We start from the raw sequence: 13768 nt of genomic DNA on the forward strand, positions 1-13768 counted from the left end.
AGTTACAACGCCAAATGGAGTCTGAGCGCATCGTCGAGTTCGATCAGCTCGGCAGGGGAGACGTTGCGCAGCGACGGATCCAACCTGCTGGGCCTGCGCCTTCGAATCGACGGCCAGGCCACCGCTCGCTGCCGGCAACAACACCTGGAATGGGGACCTTTTCGGTGTTGCTGGTAACCGGGACAACCGGCACCACGCCTCGGTCGAGACGTATCGCGGCAGCGTTGGCCCTGTCGTTGCTGACAATTACCGCTGGCCGCCGCATATTTGCCGCGCTGCCGCGGGCCGGATCCAGGTCGACCTGCCAGATCTCACCGCGCAGCATCTACGCCGTTCGCTGCAAACCGCCGACTGCGACGGCAGGCCCGCTCTCTTGGCATGCGTCCAATGCTGCGACGTCCTCGGTAGACAAGCTCACGCTTGGCTTCATGCCGCAGTCCTACCCATGTAGTAACAGATAGTAATACGTAGTAATAGGTAGTAATGCAGTATCAATCGGCTACAACTCGATAGCCACGTTATTTGGGCTAAGTCCACCGTTCGTGAATGCCGGTTAGCCGGCCAGCATCCGCCATAGGAACGCGAAACTCAGCGCCGATTTGAATGCGATCTGTGCGTTGTCGGCTGCGCCGGCGTGCCCACCCTCGATGTTTTCGTAATACCAGACGGGGTGGCCCGCAGCCTGCAGGGCCGCCGTCATTTTGCGGGCGTGGCCGGGGTGCACCCGATCGTCGCGGGTAGAGGTCGTCATGAGTACTGGCGGGTATTTCCGGTTCGCCGAAATGTTTTGGTATGGCGAATATTCAGAGATGAACTTCCAGTCATCCGGGTTATCCGGATCGCCGTATTCGGCCATCCAGGAAGCGCCGGCCAGCAGCAGGTGGTACCGCTTCATGTCCAGCAGCGGCACGTCGCAGACCAGCGCGCCGAACTTCTCCGGGTACCCGGTCAACATGATGCCCATCAGCAGCCCACCGTTGCTGCCGCCCCGCGCGCCGAGCTGCTCAGCGGTGGTGATGCCGCGGGTCACCAAATCGGTTGCCACGGCGGCGAAGTCTTGGGCGACCTTGTCCCGGCCCTCGCGCATCGCCTGCGTGTGCCAGCCAGGCCCGTACTCGCCGCCGCCGCGGATGTTGGCCAACGCATAGGTGCCCCCGCGGGCCAGCCACAGCCGGCCCAGGACGCCGTCATACGTCGGCGTTCTGGATGTCTCGAATCCACCGTAGCCGTTCAACAATGTGGGGCCGGGATTGTCCGCGTCGGTGCGTCGCACGACGAAATACGGGATCGATGTGCCATCGTCTGATGTCGCGAAATACTGTGTTACAGCCATGTTTTCCGCGTCGAAGAAAGCTGGCGCAGATTTGATCTCTGCTAGTCGGCCGTCATCGGTGCCGCGTATCAGCCGCGACGGCGTATCGAATCCACTGGAGTCGAGGAAGAACTCGTCGCCGTGGCTGTCGGCGGAGACGATGACGGTGTTGGTGGCGGCGGGGATACCTGAGAGTGGCTCACGTCGCCAGCTGCCGGGAGTTGCGATCTCGACGCGGCTCGCCACGTCGGCCAGGGTGACGATCAACAGCCGGTCTCGGGTCCAGGCGTATTGGTACAGCGCGGTGTGCTCGTCGGGTTCGAACACCACCTGTAATTCCGCTGAGCCGGCAAGGAATTCGTCGTATTCGGCGGCCAGCAGTGAGCCGGCAGTGTACCTGGTGGTGGCCACGGTCCAGTCGGTGCGCAGCTCGATCAACAGCCAGTCGCGGTGAATTGACACGCTCGCGTCGGTGGGGGCTTCGATTCGGATCAGCTCCGAACCACGCAATTCGTAGACCTCTTCGTTCCAGAAGTCGAGGGCCCGTCCCAGCAGGGTGCGCTCGAATCCGGGCGTGCGATCCGCTGACGCGTTGACGCGGACGTCGGTGCCCGCGCCCTCGAAGATTGTCTCCGCATCGGCCAGCGGTTTGCCCCGGCGCCATCGCTTGATCACTCGCGGATAGCCGGAAGTGGTGAGCGAGTCGCCGCCGAAGTCGGTGCCCAGCAAGACAGTGTCCGGGTCCTCCCAGGTAATCTGGGATTTGGCCGGTGGCAGCTGGAACCCATCCTCGACGAATTCGCGTGTCAGCATGTCGAATTCACGCACAATGGATGCATCCGAGCCGCCCGGGGACAGGCCGATCAGCGCGCGCGTGTAGTCGGGTTCGATGACACCGGCGCCGCCCCACACCCACTTCTGGTCGTCGGCGCGGCCCAGTTCATCAACATCGATCAGCACATCCCAGCCCGGCGAGTCGGTGCGGTAGCTGTCCAGCGTGGTGCGCCGCCACAACCCGCGGGGGTTGGCGGCATCGCGCCAGAAGTTGTAGAGATAGTTGCCGCGCCTGTTCACATAGGGGATTCGGGCATCGGTGTCGAGCACCTCGAGCGCCTCGACGCGCATCCGCTCGAACTCTGCGTCGCAGAACGCCGCCGTTGTCGGCTTGTTGCGCGCGCGTACCCAATCCAGCGCTTCCGCACCGGTGACGTCCTCGAGCCATAGGTAGGGGTCAGCGCCGTCTGGGGCAGGCTCAAATGTCATGGAAGCCATTGTGGCCCCGGCGGTAGTGTGAGCTGTATTACATGATTTTGACGAGGAGCCGAATACGATGACTGTCTTTTCCCGTCCCGGTTCCGCCGGGGCGCTGATGTCCTATGAATCCCGGTACCAAAACTTCATCGGGGGCCAGTGGGTCGCGCCGGTCCATGGGCGCTACTTCGAGAACCCGACGCCGGTGACCGGCCAGCCGTTCTGCGAGGTGCCGCGCTCCGACGCGGCCGACATCGACAAGGCGCTCGACGCCGCGCACGCGGCGGCGCCGGGGTGGGGCAAGACCGCACCGGCCGAACGGGCGGCGATCCTCAACATGATCGCCGACCGCATCGACAAGAACGCCGCCGCGCTGGCGGTGGCCGAGGTCTGGGACAACGGGAAACCGGTCCGGGAAGCGCTGGCCGCCGATATCCCGTTGGCGGTCGATCACTTCCGGTACTTCGCCGCGGCGATTCGCGCCCAGGAGGGCGCGCTGAGCCAGATCGACGAGGACACCGTGGCCTACCACTTCCACGAGCCGCTCGGCGTGGTGGGCCAGATCATTCCGTGGAACTTCCCCATCCTGATGGCGGCCTGGAAGCTGGCGCCGGCGTTGGCGGCCGGCAACACGGCGGTGCTCAAACCCGCCGAGCAGACACCCGCTTCGGTGCTCTACCTGATGTCGCTGATCGGTGATCTGTTGCCGCCCGGGGTGGTCAACGTGGTCAACGGATTCGGCGCCGAGGCCGGCAAGCCGTTGGCCTCCAGCGACCGCATCGCCAAGGTCGCGTTCACCGGGGAAACCACCACGGGGCGGCTGATCATGCAATACGCCTCGCACAACCTGATCCCGGTCACCCTGGAACTCGGCGGCAAGAGCCCCAACATCTTCTTCGCCGACGTGCTGGCCGCCCACGACGACTTCTGCGACAAGGCGCTGGAAGGCTTCACCATGTTCGCCCTCAACCAGGGCGAGGTGTGCACCTGCCCGTCGCGCAGTCTGATCCAGGCCGACATCTACGACGAGTTCCTGGAGCTGGCGGCGATCCGGACCAAGGCGGTCCGGCAGGGCGACCCGCTGGACACCGAAACCATGCTGGGTTCCCAGGCCTCCAACGACCAGCTGGAAAAGGTGTTGTCCTACATCGAAATCGGCAAGCAAGAGGGTGCGGTGATTATCGCCGGAGGCGAGCGCGCCGAACTAGGCGGCGACCTGTCCGGCGGTTATTACATGCAGCCGACGATCTTCACCGGCACCAACAACATGCGGATTTTCAAGGAGGAGATCTTCGGGCCGGTGGTCGCGGTGACGTCGTTCACCGATTACGACGACGCGATCGGCATCGCCAACGACACCCTCTACGGCTTGGGTGCCGGTGTGTGGAGCCGCGACGGCAACACTGCCTATCGGGCCGGGCGGGACATCCAGGCCGGCCGGGTGTGGGTCAACTGCTACCACCTCTACCCCGCGCACGCGGCGTTCGGCGGCTACAAGCAGTCCGGCATCGGCCGGGAGGGCCACCAGATGATGCTGCAGCACTACCAGCACACCAAGAACCTGCTGGTGTCCTACTCGGATAAGGCGCTGGGGTTCTTCTGATGAACGCTCCCGCGGGGGTGCTCATCACCGCCGAGGCCGCCGCGCTGCTGGCTGGGTTACAGGACCGGCACGGTCCGGTGATGTTCCACCAATCCGGCGGCTGCTGCGACGGGTCCGCGCCGATGTGCTACCCGCGGGCGGACTTCCTGGTCGGTGACCGCGACATCTTGCTGGGTGTGTTGGACGTCGGGGAAGACGGCGTGCCGGTGTGGATTTCGGGCCCGCAGTACCAGGCCTGGAAGCACACCCAGCTGATCATCGACGTGGTGCCGGGCCGCGGTGGCGGGTTCAGTCTGGAAGCGCCCGAGGGCGTGCGCTTTCTCAGCCGAGGTCGGGTGTTCAGCGACGCCGAAAAGGCGATGCGGGAGGCTGCGCCGGTGATCACCGGCGCAGCCTACGAGTGCGGCGAACGACCGTTAGTGCGGGGTCTTGTCGTCGATCTCGACGAGCCAGATGCCACGCCGGGAGTGTGCCGCGCCAGTCGGCGGTAGCCGCAGTAAGGTCGTAGACCGTGATCCCCCTTCCGCGGTCATGGCAGCTGACCAGCGCGATGCTGGTTGGTAATGCGATCGGACTGCTAGCGGGGGTGGCGTGCAGCGTGCTGGTGCATGCCCGGATCCGTCCGGACATCGTCATCGCAATGGTAGTCGGGATTCCCAGCGCGATCGGGCTGCTGGTCATCCTGTTCTCCGGACGTCGATGGGTGACGATGCTGGGCGCGTTCATCCTGGCGTTGGCGCCGGGTTGGTTTGGTGTGCTGGTTGCGATCCAGGTGGCGTCCAGTGGCTGACAACGATTACCGGTCGGCACCCGGAACCGAGCCGTTTGTGCCCGATTTCGACACCGGCGCACACTCGCAGCGGTTCCTCTCGTTGGCCGGCCAGCAGGACAGGGCGGGGAAATCCTGGCCAGGCTCGACGCCGAAGCCGCAGGAGGACCCCGTGGGTGTCGCGCCTTCGGCCAGCGTCGAGGTGCTGGGGTCCGAGCCGGCCGCCACGCTAGCGCACTCGGTTACAGTACCCGGCCGATATACCTACCTGAAGTGGTGGAAGTTCGTTCTAGTGGTCCTCGGCGTATGGATCGGTGCTGGCGAGGTCGGCCTGAGCTTGTTCTATTGGTGGTATCACACACTCGACAAGACGGCCGCCGTGTTCGTCGTCCTGGTCTACGTCGTCGCGTGCACCGTCGGTGGCTTGATCCTGGCGCTGGTGCCGGGCAGGCCACTGATCACGGCGTTGTCCCTCGGAGTGATGTCGGGGCCGTTTGCCTCGGTCGCCGCCGCGGCGCCGCTCTACGGCTACTACTACTGCGAGCGGATGAGTCATTGCCTGGTCGGCGTCATTCCGTACTAGTCGGTTGTCGGACTTGACCTACTGGGTCAGGCCGACGAGCACTCGACCATTAGGGTAGGGGCCGTGACCCACTATGACGTCGTCGTTCTCGGAGCCGGTCCCGGCGGGTATGTCGCGGCGATTCGCGCCGCACAGCTCGGCCTGAGCACTGCAATCGTCGAACCCAAGTACTGGGGCGGAGTATGCCTCAATGTCGGCTGTATCCCATCCAAGGCGCTGTTGCGCAACGCCGAACTGGTCCACATCTTCACCAAGGACGCCAAAGCATTTGGCATCAGCGGCGAGGTGACCTTCGACTACGGCATCGCCTATGACCGCAGCCGAAAGGTAGCCGAGGGCAGGGTGGCCGGTGTGCACTTCCTGATGAAGAAGAACAAGATCACCGAGATCCACGGGTACGGCACATTTGCCGACGCCAACACGTTGTTGGTTGATCTCAACGACGGCGGTACAGAATCGGTCACGTTCGACAACGCCATCATCGCGACCGGCAGTAGCACCCGGCTGGTTCCCGGCACCTCACTGTCGGCCAACGTAGTCACCTACGAGGAACAGATCCTGTCCCGAGAGCTGCCGAAATCGATCATTATTGCCGGAGCTGGTGCCATTGGCATGGAGTTCGGCTACGTGCTGAAGAACTACGGCGTTGACGTGACCATCGTGGAATTCCTTCCGCGGGCGCTGCCCAACGAGGACGCCGATGTGTCCAAGGAGATCGAGAAGCAGTTCAAAAAGCTGGGTGTCACGATCCTGACCGCCACGAAGGTCGAGTCCATTGCCGATGGCGGGTCGCAGGTCACCGTGACCGTCACCAAGGACGGCGTGGCGCAAGAGCTTAAGGCGGAAAAGGTGTTGCAGGCCATCGGATTTGCGCCCAACGTCGAAGGGTACGGGCTGGACAAGGCAGGCGTCGCGCTGACCGACCGCAAGGCTATCGGTGTCGACGACTACATGCGTACCAACGTGGGCCACATCTACGCTATCGGCGATGTCAATGGATTACTGCAGCTGGCGCACGTCGCCGAGGCACAAGGCGTGGTAGCCGCCGAAACCATTGCCGGTGCAGAGACTTTGACGCTGGGCGACCATCGGATGTTGCCGCGCGCGACGTTCTGTCAGCCAAACGTTGCCAGCTTCGGGCTCACCGAGCAGCAAGCCCGCAACGAAGGTTACGACGTGGTGGTGGCCAAGTTCCCGTTCACGGCCAACGCCAAGGCGCACGGCGTGGGTGACCCCAGTGGGTTCGTCAAGCTGGTGGCCGACGCCAAGCACGGCGAGCTACTGGGTGGGCACCTGGTCGGCCACGACGTGGCCGAGCTGCTGCCGGAGCTCACGCTGGCGCAGAGGTGGGACCTGACCGCCAGCGAGCTGGCTCGCAACGTCCACACCCACCCAACGATGTCTGAGGCGCTGCAGGAGTGCTTCCACGGCCTGGTTGGCCACATGATCAATTTCTGAGCGGCTCATGACGAGGCGCGCGAGCACTGACACCCCCCAGATCATCATGGGTGCCATCGGTGGTGTGGTTACCGGCTACATCCTCTGGCTGGCGGCGATCTCCGTCGGCGATGGTCTGACGACGGTGAGTCAATGGAGTCGCGTGGTGTTATTGCTGTCGGTCCTGGTGGCGGTGTGCGGCGCGGCGGGCGGCTTGCGGCTGCGCAGCCGCGGCAAGCTCGCGTGGTCGGCGTTTGCTTTCAGTTTGCCGATTCCTCCCGTGGTGCTGACCGTGGCGGTGCTGGCCGACATCTACCTTTGACGGCTACTGTGGGTTGTCCGGCGGGATGGCCAGGGCGGTGATCGTTGCGGCGATCGCGTCGTATTGGGTTGCGAGTAAACAGAATTCGATCAACAGGCGCGCATCGAGGTGAGTTGCCAGCCGCTCCCAGGTGCCCGCGGTGATCGTGCGATCCTTGATCAATTCATCGGTAGCCTGTAGCAGCGCCTGTTGGCGGGCGCTGAGCACTTTTCGCGGTCCGTCTCCATCTGGAACGTCGGGCCAGGCGAATATCGTGGCCTGGGTGTTGGCGTCTAGGCCCCGACGGCGCGCCATTCGGCGATGATGCTGAAGTTCGTATTCGCAAGATCGTAGGTGTGCGACCCGAAGGATCACCAACTCGGTATCGACGCCGGGCAGCCGCCCGTGCAGTAGTCGGCCGGTGTAGATGGCAAAGGTCCAGAACAAGTACTGGCGGTAGCCCAGCGTGGTGAACAGGTGCATCTGCGGTGCCCCAACCGCACGTGCGGCCAGCTTGGCCACCAGCCAGTTGACCGGCCCCAGCTGGCGGAACTTCCCCGGGGAGATACGCGCGACTTGGCCGTTCTGACCGGTCATAGTTGTTTCACCAGATACGGGGACACCGTGCTGCGGTGTTCGTCGAGATCCAGTGCCCGCCCCAAGGCGGGGAAGGCGCGTTGCGGACAGTTGTCGCGTTCGCAGACGCGGCAACCGGCGCCGATAGGTGTGGCCGCAGTATTCGGGTCACCCGACAAGTCGAGTCCTTCCGAGTAGACGAGCCGGTGCGCGTGGCGAAGTTCGCAGCCCAGCCCGATCGCGAAGGTCTTACCGGGCTGACCATACCGGGCGGCCCGGAGCTCAACGGTGCGGGCCACCCACAGGTAGTTGCGGCCGTCGGGCATCTGGGCGATTTGCACCAAGATCTTCCCCGGGTTGGCAAACGTTTCGTAGACGTTCCACAGCGGGCAGGTGCCGCCGCTGGAGGAGAAGTGAAAGCCGGTGGCCGACTGACGTTTTGACATGTTTCCCGCTCGGTCCACCCGGACGAAGGTGAACGGGACCCCGCGCATCGAAGGCCGTTGTAGTGTCGACAGCCGGTGGGCGATGGTCTCGTAGCTCACCGAGTAGAACGCCGACAGCCGCTCGACGTCGTAGCGGAAATTCTCGGCGACGTCGTGGAACTGGCGGTAGGGCAGCACGGTGGCCGCGGCGAAGTAATTAGCCAGGCCCAGCCGGGCCAACGTCCGCGACTCGGCGCTGGTGAACTTGCCGTCGGTGACCATGGCGTCGATGAGGTCGCCGAACTCGAGATAGGCCAACTCGGCGGCCATCTTGAACACCTGCTGGCCCGGGGAGAGGTGACTGCTGATCTCCAGCGTGTTGGTCGCGGGGTCGTAGCGGTGCAGCACGGTGTCACCGAGGTCGATGCGCTTGTTGATGCGTACTCCGTGCACCTCGGTGAGCCGGCGGGTCAATTCGCGGGCCAGGTCGCCGTGGTGCATCCGCATCTGGGCCGTGAGGTCTTCGGCCGCGGTGTCCAGCTCATGTAGATAGTTCTGGCGTTGGTAGAAGTAGTCGCGCACCTCTTCGTGCGGCATGGTGATCGACCCTCGGCCACTGCCGTCGGAGAACCGCTCCTCGGTCGCGGCGGCCAGCTGCGCGGTGGTGATCCGGTAGCGCCGATGCAGGTTGACCACCGCGCGGGCCAGCCCGGGATGAGCGCTGACCATTTCGGCCACTTCATGCGGGTCGATGGCGATGTCTAGATCGCGGTCCAGGGTCACCTCCCTGAGTTCGGCGACCAGCCGGGTGTCGTCCTGGGAGGCAAAGAACGTCGCGTCCACCCCGAACACTTCGGTGATGCGCAGCAGCACGGCCACGGTCAGCGGCCGGACGTCGTGTTCGATCTGGTTCAGATAGCTCGGCGAGATCTCCAGCATCTGGGCCAGCGCGGCCTGGCTGAACCCGCGCTCGTTGCGCAGTTGGCGGACCCGCGAGCCGACGTAGGTCTTGGACACCCAACCGAGCGTACCGGGTGTTGTGAAGACACCATTCGCAGAGTTAGCAAGCGTGCTGCGATTGGTGTTTCCGCCACGGCGTTGGCATGATTCGCACCGGGACTCAAGGGTGAGCCTGAGGTACACGCGAGGAGGAAATGGGGAGAACGCCGTGAGCCTCGACAAAAAATTGATGCCCGTGCCCGACGGTCACCCCGACGTGTTCGACCGAGAATGGCCGCTGCGCGTCGGCGACATCGACCGCGCGGGCCGGCTGCGGCTGGACGCGGCTTGTCGGCACATCCAGGACATCGGTCAGGACCAACTGCGCGAGATGGGCTTCGAGGAGACCCACCCGCTGTGGATCGTCCGCAGGACCATGGTGGACCTTATCCGGCCGATCGAGTTCGGCGACATGCTGCGGTGTCGGCGCTGGTGCTCGGGCACCTCCAACCGGTGGTGTGAGATGCGAGTTCGTGTCGATGGCCGCAAGGGCGGCCTGATCGAATCCGAGGCGTTCTGGATCCACGTTAACCGGGAAACCGAGATGCCGGCCCGCATTGCCGACGACTTCCTCGCGGGTCTGCACCGGACCACGTCTGTTGATCGGCTGCGCTGGAAGGGCTATCTGAAGCCGGGCAGCCGGGATGATGCGTCGGAGATCCACGAGTTCCCGGTCCGGGTCACCGATATCGACTTGTTCGACCACATGAACAACGCTGTCTATTGGAGTGTGATCGAGGACTACCTGGCGTCGCATGCAGAGCTGCTGCGGGGCCCTTTGCGGGTGACCATCGAGCATGAGGCGCCGGTTGCGCTCGGCGACAAGCTGGAGATCATCTCCCACGTTCACCCGGCTGGTTCGACCGAGATATTCGGCCCGGGGTTGGTCGACCGCGCTGTTACAACGCTCACATATGTGGTTGGCGACGAGCCCAAGGCAGTCGCCTCGCTGTTCAATCTGTGACCGGATCCGCAGGACGTCGATCCGTGGGTTTACCTGCGGATTTGTCGTTACTGGCGGGTAGCTTCTGAAACGGTTCAGTTTTTGGGCGACTTCGCAAAATTTGCAAAAAGTCCGCAGGCCGTTGCCGAAATTCGCAAGTGAAATGGGTGGACCAGCGTTGACACGCTGTGCCATGGTCGAGTTAGCACACCAGTGAAGCTGCGCCGTTGACACCGCCTGGACGACGGTAGGGCGTCAGCGTTTTCGGCAATGAAAGACCGTTAAGGAGTTGTCTATGTCTGTCGTCGGCACCCCGAAGAGCGCGGAGCAGATCCAGCAGGAATGGGACACGAACCCGCGCTGGAAGGACGTCACCCGCACCTACTCCGCCGAGGACGTCGTCGCCCTCCAGGGCAGCGTGGTCGAGGAGCACACGCTGGCCCGCCGCGGTGCGGAGGTGCTGTGGGAGCAGCTGCACGACCTCGAGTGGGTCAACGCGCTGGGCGCGCTGACCGGCAACATGGCCGTCCAGCAGGTGCGCGCCGGCCTGAAGGCCATCTACCTGTCGGGCTGGCAGGTCGCCGGCGATGCCAACCTGTCCGGGCACACCTACCCCGACCAGAGCCTGTATCCCGCCAACTCGGTGCCGCAGGTGGTCCGCCGGATCAACAACGCACTGCAGCGCGCCGACCAGATCGCCAAGATCGAGGGCGATACTTCGGTGGAGAACTGGCTGGCGCCGATTGTCGCCGACGGCGAGGCCGGCTTTGGCGGCGCGCTCAACGTCTACGAGCTGCAGAAAGCCCTGATCGCCGCGGGCGTTGCGGGTTCGCACTGGGAGGACCAGTTGGCCTCTGAGAAGAAGTGCGGCCACCTGGGCGGCAAGGTGTTGATCCCGACCCAGCAGCACATCCGCACTTTGACGTCTGCTCGGCTCGCGGCCGATGTGGCTGATGTTCCCACGGTGGTGATCGCCCGTACCGACGCCGAGGCGGCCACGCTGATCACCTCCGACGTCGACGAGCGCGACCAGCCGTTCATCACCGGCGAGCGCACCCGGGAAGGCTTCTACCGCACCAAGAACGGCATCGAGCCTTGCATCGCTCGGGCGAAGGCCTACGCCCCGTTCGCCGACTTGATCTGGATGGAGACCGGTACCCCGGACCTCGAGGCCGCCCGGCAGTTCTCCGAGGCGGTCAAGGCGGAGTACCCGGACCAGATGCTGGCCTACAACTGCTCGCCATCGTTCAACTGGAAAAAGCACCTCGACGACGCCACCATCGCCAAGTTCCAGAAGGAGCTGGCAGCCATGGGCTTCAAGTTCCAGTTCATCACGCTGGCCGGCTTCCATGCGCTGAACTACTCGATGTTCGATCTGGCCTACGGCTACGCCCAGAACCAGATGAGCGCGTATGTCGAACTGCAGGAACGCGAGTTCGCCGCCGAAGAACGGGGCTACACCGCGACCAAGCACCAGCGCGAGGTCGGCGCCGGCTACTTCGACCGGATTGCCACCACCGTGGACCCGAATTCGTCGACCACCGCGTTGACCGGTTCCACCGAAGAGGGCCAGTTCCACTAGTCTGCCGAGCAGACGCAAAAGCACCCTTTTGCGGCGCAAAAGTGGCGCTTTTGCGTCTGCTCGCGCATTTGAGGAGGAACAGTGAGCGATGCGATCCAGCGGGTAGGGGTTGTCGGGGCCGGGCAGATGGGGTCCGGCATCGCCGAGGTCTCGGCTCGCGCCGGCGTCGAAGTGACGGTGTTCGAGCCGGCCGAGGCGTTGATCACCGCGGGACGCAACCGCATCGTGAAGTCGCTGGAGCGGGCCGTCAGCGCCGGCAAGGTAACCGAGCGCGAGCGTGACCGCGCCCTCGGCCTGTTGACCTTCACCACCGACCTCAACGACCTATCCGATAGGCAACTGGTGATCGAGGCCGTTGTCGAGGACGAGGCCGTCAAGTCCGAGATCTTCGCCGAGCTCGACCGGGTCGTCACCGATCCGGACGCGGTGCTGGCGTCGAATACCTCCAGCATCCCGATCATGAAGGTCGCCGCGGCCACCAAGCAGCCGCAACGGGTTCTTGGCCTGCATTTCTTCAATCCGGTCCCGGTGCTGCCGCTGGTCGAGTTGGTGCGCACGCTGGTCACCGACGAAGCCGCCGCCGCGCGCACGGAGGAGTTTGCCAGTACTGTGCTGGGCAAACAGGTCGTGCGTTGCTCCGACCGCTCCGGATTCGTGGTCAATGCGCTCCTGGTGCCGTATTTGCTGTCGGCGATTCGGATGGTCGAGGCCGGGTTTGCCACCGTCGAAGATGTCGACAAGGCCGTTGTTGCGGGGTTATCGCACCCCATGGGTCCGCTGCGGCTTTCCGATCTTGTCGGCCTAGACACCCTCAAGCTGATCGCGGACAAGATGTTCGAAGAATTCAAAGAACCGCACTACGGGCCCCCTCCGCTGTTGCTGCGTATGGTTGAGGCGGGCCAGTTGGGAAAGAAATCGGGTCGAGGTTTCTACACGTACTGAAGTGTATGAACGGCCCCCAGGCTTGACGCAAGGCGAGATCACAGACCGAGACGGTGTGGTTACGATCGTGTGACAGCCGTTGCATACATCGGGTAGTATTTCCGCGATCAACAGATGAGAGGTTCGGCCGGCATGACTGAGTTAAGGCCCTTTTACGAAGAGTCGCAATCGATTTACGACGTTTCCGACGAGTTTTTCTCACTGTTTCTAGACCCCACGATGGCTTACACCTGCGCGTACTTCGAGCGTGAGGACATGACTCTCGAAGAAGCGCAAAACGCGAAGTTCGATTTGGCGCTGGACAAGTTGCATCTTGAGCCCGGGATGACGCTGCTCGATATTGGCTGCGGCTGGGGTGGTGGGCTGCAACGAGCGATCGAGAACTACGATGTGAACGTCATCGGTATCACGCTCAGTCGCAATCAGTTCGAGTACAGCAAAGCGAAATTGGCGAAAATTCCCACCGAACGCAGCGTCCAGGTGCGGCTGCAGGGCTGGGAAGAGTTCACGGACAAGGTCGACCGTATTGTCAGCATCGGTGCCTTCGAAGCATTCAAAATGGAGCGTTATGCGGCATTCTTTGAGCGTTCCTACGACATACTTCCAGATGACGGCCGGATGCTGCTGCACACAATTCTGACCTATACGCAGAAGCAGATGCATGAGATGGGCGTCAAGGTGACGATGAGCGATGTGCGGTTTATGAAATTCATCGGCGAAGAAATTTTTCCGGGCGGACAGTTACCGGCGCAGGAAGACATCTTCAAATTTGCGCAGGCGGCGGACTTTTCGGTGGAGAAGGTGCAATTGCTGCAGCAGCATTACGCTCGGACGCTAAACATCTGGGCGGCGAATCTGGAGGCTAACAAGGACCGCGCCATTGCTCTTCAGTCAGAGGAGATTTACAACAAATACATGCACTATCTGACCGGATGTGAGCACTTCTTCCGCAAGGGCATCAGCAACGTGGGACAGTTCACGCTGACCAAGTAGCCCATCGCCGCCCGAGCACCCCAGGGGTTGCGGAGCTCACGCCGGGTGTGGC

Annotated in this window: 14 protein-coding genes and 1 pseudogene; 10 read left to right on the forward strand and 5 right to left on the reverse strand. The window is 63.4% G+C overall.

Going from position 1 to position 13768, the window contains the following annotated elements; genetic code table 11:
• Positions 1-2: 2 nt before the first annotated feature.
• The 3 genes and pseudogenes from MCAN_RS02365 to MCAN_RS02375 all read right to left on the reverse strand — a co-directional run bounded on the left by MCAN_RS02365 (position 3) and on the right by MCAN_RS02375 (position 2575).
• Positions 3-325, reverse strand: a pseudogene (locus MCAN_RS02365) (type II toxin-antitoxin system PemK/MazF family toxin).
• Complete coding sequence (locus tag MCAN_RS02370; protein ID WP_041180209.1) at positions 312-485, reverse strand: hypothetical protein; 174 nt, start codon at positions 483-485, stop codon at positions 312-314. Before MCAN_RS02370 ends, MCAN_RS02365 begins: the two are co-directional and overlap by 14 nt.
• A gap of 68 nt (positions 486-553) precedes the next feature.
• A complete protein-coding gene (locus tag MCAN_RS02375) occupies positions 554-2575 on the reverse strand; it encodes a prolyl oligopeptidase family serine peptidase (RefSeq protein WP_014000245.1) in 2022 nt (673 codons plus the stop codon).
• A 67-nt stretch (positions 2576-2642) separates the two neighbouring features.
• Between MCAN_RS02375 and exaC the strand changes: the two genes are divergently transcribed.
• From exaC to MCAN_RS02405, 6 genes are all read left to right on the forward strand, one after another.
• The gene (gene exaC, locus MCAN_RS02380) at positions 2643-4166 is read left to right on the forward strand and encodes an acetaldehyde dehydrogenase ExaC (RefSeq protein WP_003402294.1); all 1524 of its coding nucleotides are present in this window, start codon (positions 2643-2645) and stop codon (positions 4164-4166) included.
• Complete coding sequence (locus tag MCAN_RS02385; RefSeq protein ID WP_014000246.1) at positions 4166-4657, forward strand: DUF779 domain-containing protein; 492 nt, start codon at positions 4166-4168, stop codon at positions 4655-4657. The genes exaC and MCAN_RS02385 overlap by 1 nt, the downstream gene beginning before the upstream one ends.
• Positions 4658-4677: 20 nt before the next feature.
• Positions 4678-4956, forward strand: a complete 279-nt coding sequence (locus MCAN_RS02390) for a putative holin (RefSeq protein ID WP_003898465.1) — start codon at positions 4678-4680, stop codon at positions 4954-4956.
• Positions 4949-5518 carry a hypothetical protein gene (locus MCAN_RS02395; RefSeq protein WP_003898466.1) on the forward strand — a complete coding sequence of 190 codons (570 nt, stop codon included), beginning with the start codon at positions 4949-4951 and terminating at the stop codon, positions 5516-5518. Before MCAN_RS02390 ends, MCAN_RS02395 begins: the two co-directional genes overlap by 8 nt.
• 63 nt (positions 5519-5581) lie before the next feature.
• Positions 5582-6976 (forward strand): dihydrolipoyl dehydrogenase, encoded by a 1395-nt coding sequence (lpdA, locus tag MCAN_RS02400; protein ID WP_003402301.1) that lies wholly within the window; start codon positions 5582-5584, stop codon positions 6974-6976.
• Between the two features lie 7 nt (positions 6977-6983).
• Positions 6984-7277, forward strand: coding sequence for a hypothetical protein (locus MCAN_RS02405; protein ID WP_003402304.1), 294 nt, complete (start codon positions 6984-6986; stop codon positions 7275-7277).
• Between the two features lie 3 nt (positions 7278-7280).
• Here the strand turns inward: MCAN_RS02405 and MCAN_RS02410 are convergent, their stop codons facing one another.
• Together MCAN_RS02410 and ramB are read right to left on the reverse strand one after the other, a co-directional pair.
• Positions 7281-7853 carry a carboxymuconolactone decarboxylase family protein gene (locus MCAN_RS02410; RefSeq protein ID WP_014000247.1) on the reverse strand — a complete coding sequence of 191 codons (573 nt, stop codon included), beginning with the start codon at positions 7851-7853 and terminating at the stop codon, positions 7281-7283.
• Complete coding sequence (gene ramB, locus MCAN_RS02415) at positions 7850-9274, reverse strand: acetate metabolism transcriptional regulator RamB (protein ID WP_014000248.1); 1425 nt, start codon at positions 9272-9274, stop codon at positions 7850-7852. The genes MCAN_RS02410 and ramB overlap by 4 nt, the downstream gene beginning before the upstream one ends.
• A 151-nt stretch (positions 9275-9425) precedes the next feature.
• Between ramB and MCAN_RS02420 the strand changes: the two genes are divergently transcribed.
• From MCAN_RS02420 to umaA, 4 genes are all read left to right on the forward strand, one after another.
• On the forward strand, positions 9426-10220 hold the full coding sequence (locus MCAN_RS02420; RefSeq protein WP_003402311.1) for an acyl-[acyl-carrier-protein] thioesterase: 795 nt from the start codon (positions 9426-9428) through the stop codon (positions 10218-10220).
• A 274-nt stretch (positions 10221-10494) separates the two neighbouring features.
• Positions 10495-11781 carry an isocitrate lyase gene (gene aceA, locus MCAN_RS02425; protein WP_003402316.1) on the forward strand — a complete coding sequence of 429 codons (1287 nt, stop codon included), beginning with the start codon at positions 10495-10497 and terminating at the stop codon, positions 11779-11781.
• 81 nt (positions 11782-11862) lie between these two features.
• Positions 11863-12723: a 3-hydroxybutyryl-CoA dehydrogenase FadB2 gene (gene fadB2 / locus MCAN_RS02430; protein ID WP_003402318.1), complete on the forward strand. Its 861-nt coding sequence runs from the start codon at positions 11863-11865 to the stop codon at positions 12721-12723.
• Between the two features lie 132 nt (positions 12724-12855).
• Positions 12856-13716 (forward strand): SAM-dependent methyltransferase UmaA, encoded by an 861-nt coding sequence (gene umaA, locus MCAN_RS02435; RefSeq protein WP_014000249.1) that lies wholly within the window; start codon positions 12856-12858, stop codon positions 13714-13716.
• Positions 13717-13768 lie beyond the last annotated feature (52 nt).

It is taken from the genome of Mycobacterium canetti CIPT 140010059 (assembly GCF_000253375.1).
Lineage (GTDB): Bacteria > Actinomycetota > Actinomycetes > Mycobacteriales > Mycobacteriaceae > Mycobacterium > Mycobacterium tuberculosis.

Excerpts from the sequence above, each read along its gene's own strand:
- MCAN_RS02375 (WP_014000245.1), bottom strand. The coding sequence starts at position 2,575 with ATGACATTTGAGCCTGCCCCAGACGGCGCTGACCCCTACCTATGGCTC.
- exaC (WP_003402294.1), top strand. The coding sequence starts at position 2,643 with ATGACTGTCTTTTCCCGTCCCGGTTCCGCCGGGGCGCTGATGTCCTAT.
- MCAN_RS02385 (WP_014000246.1), top strand. The coding sequence starts at position 4,166 with ATGAACGCTCCCGCGGGGGTGCTCATCACCGCCGAGGCCGCCGCGCTG.
- MCAN_RS02405 (WP_003402304.1), top strand. The coding sequence starts at position 6,984 with ATGACGAGGCGCGCGAGCACTGACACCCCCCAGATCATCATGGGTGCC.
- MCAN_RS02410 (WP_014000247.1), bottom strand. The coding sequence starts at position 7,853 with ATGACCGGTCAGAACGGCCAAGTCGCGCGTATCTCCCCGGGGAAGTTC.
- aceA (WP_003402316.1), top strand. The coding sequence starts at position 10,495 with ATGTCTGTCGTCGGCACCCCGAAGAGCGCGGAGCAGATCCAGCAGGAA.
- umaA (WP_014000249.1), top strand. The coding sequence starts at position 12,856 with ATGACTGAGTTAAGGCCCTTTTACGAAGAGTCGCAATCGATTTACGAC.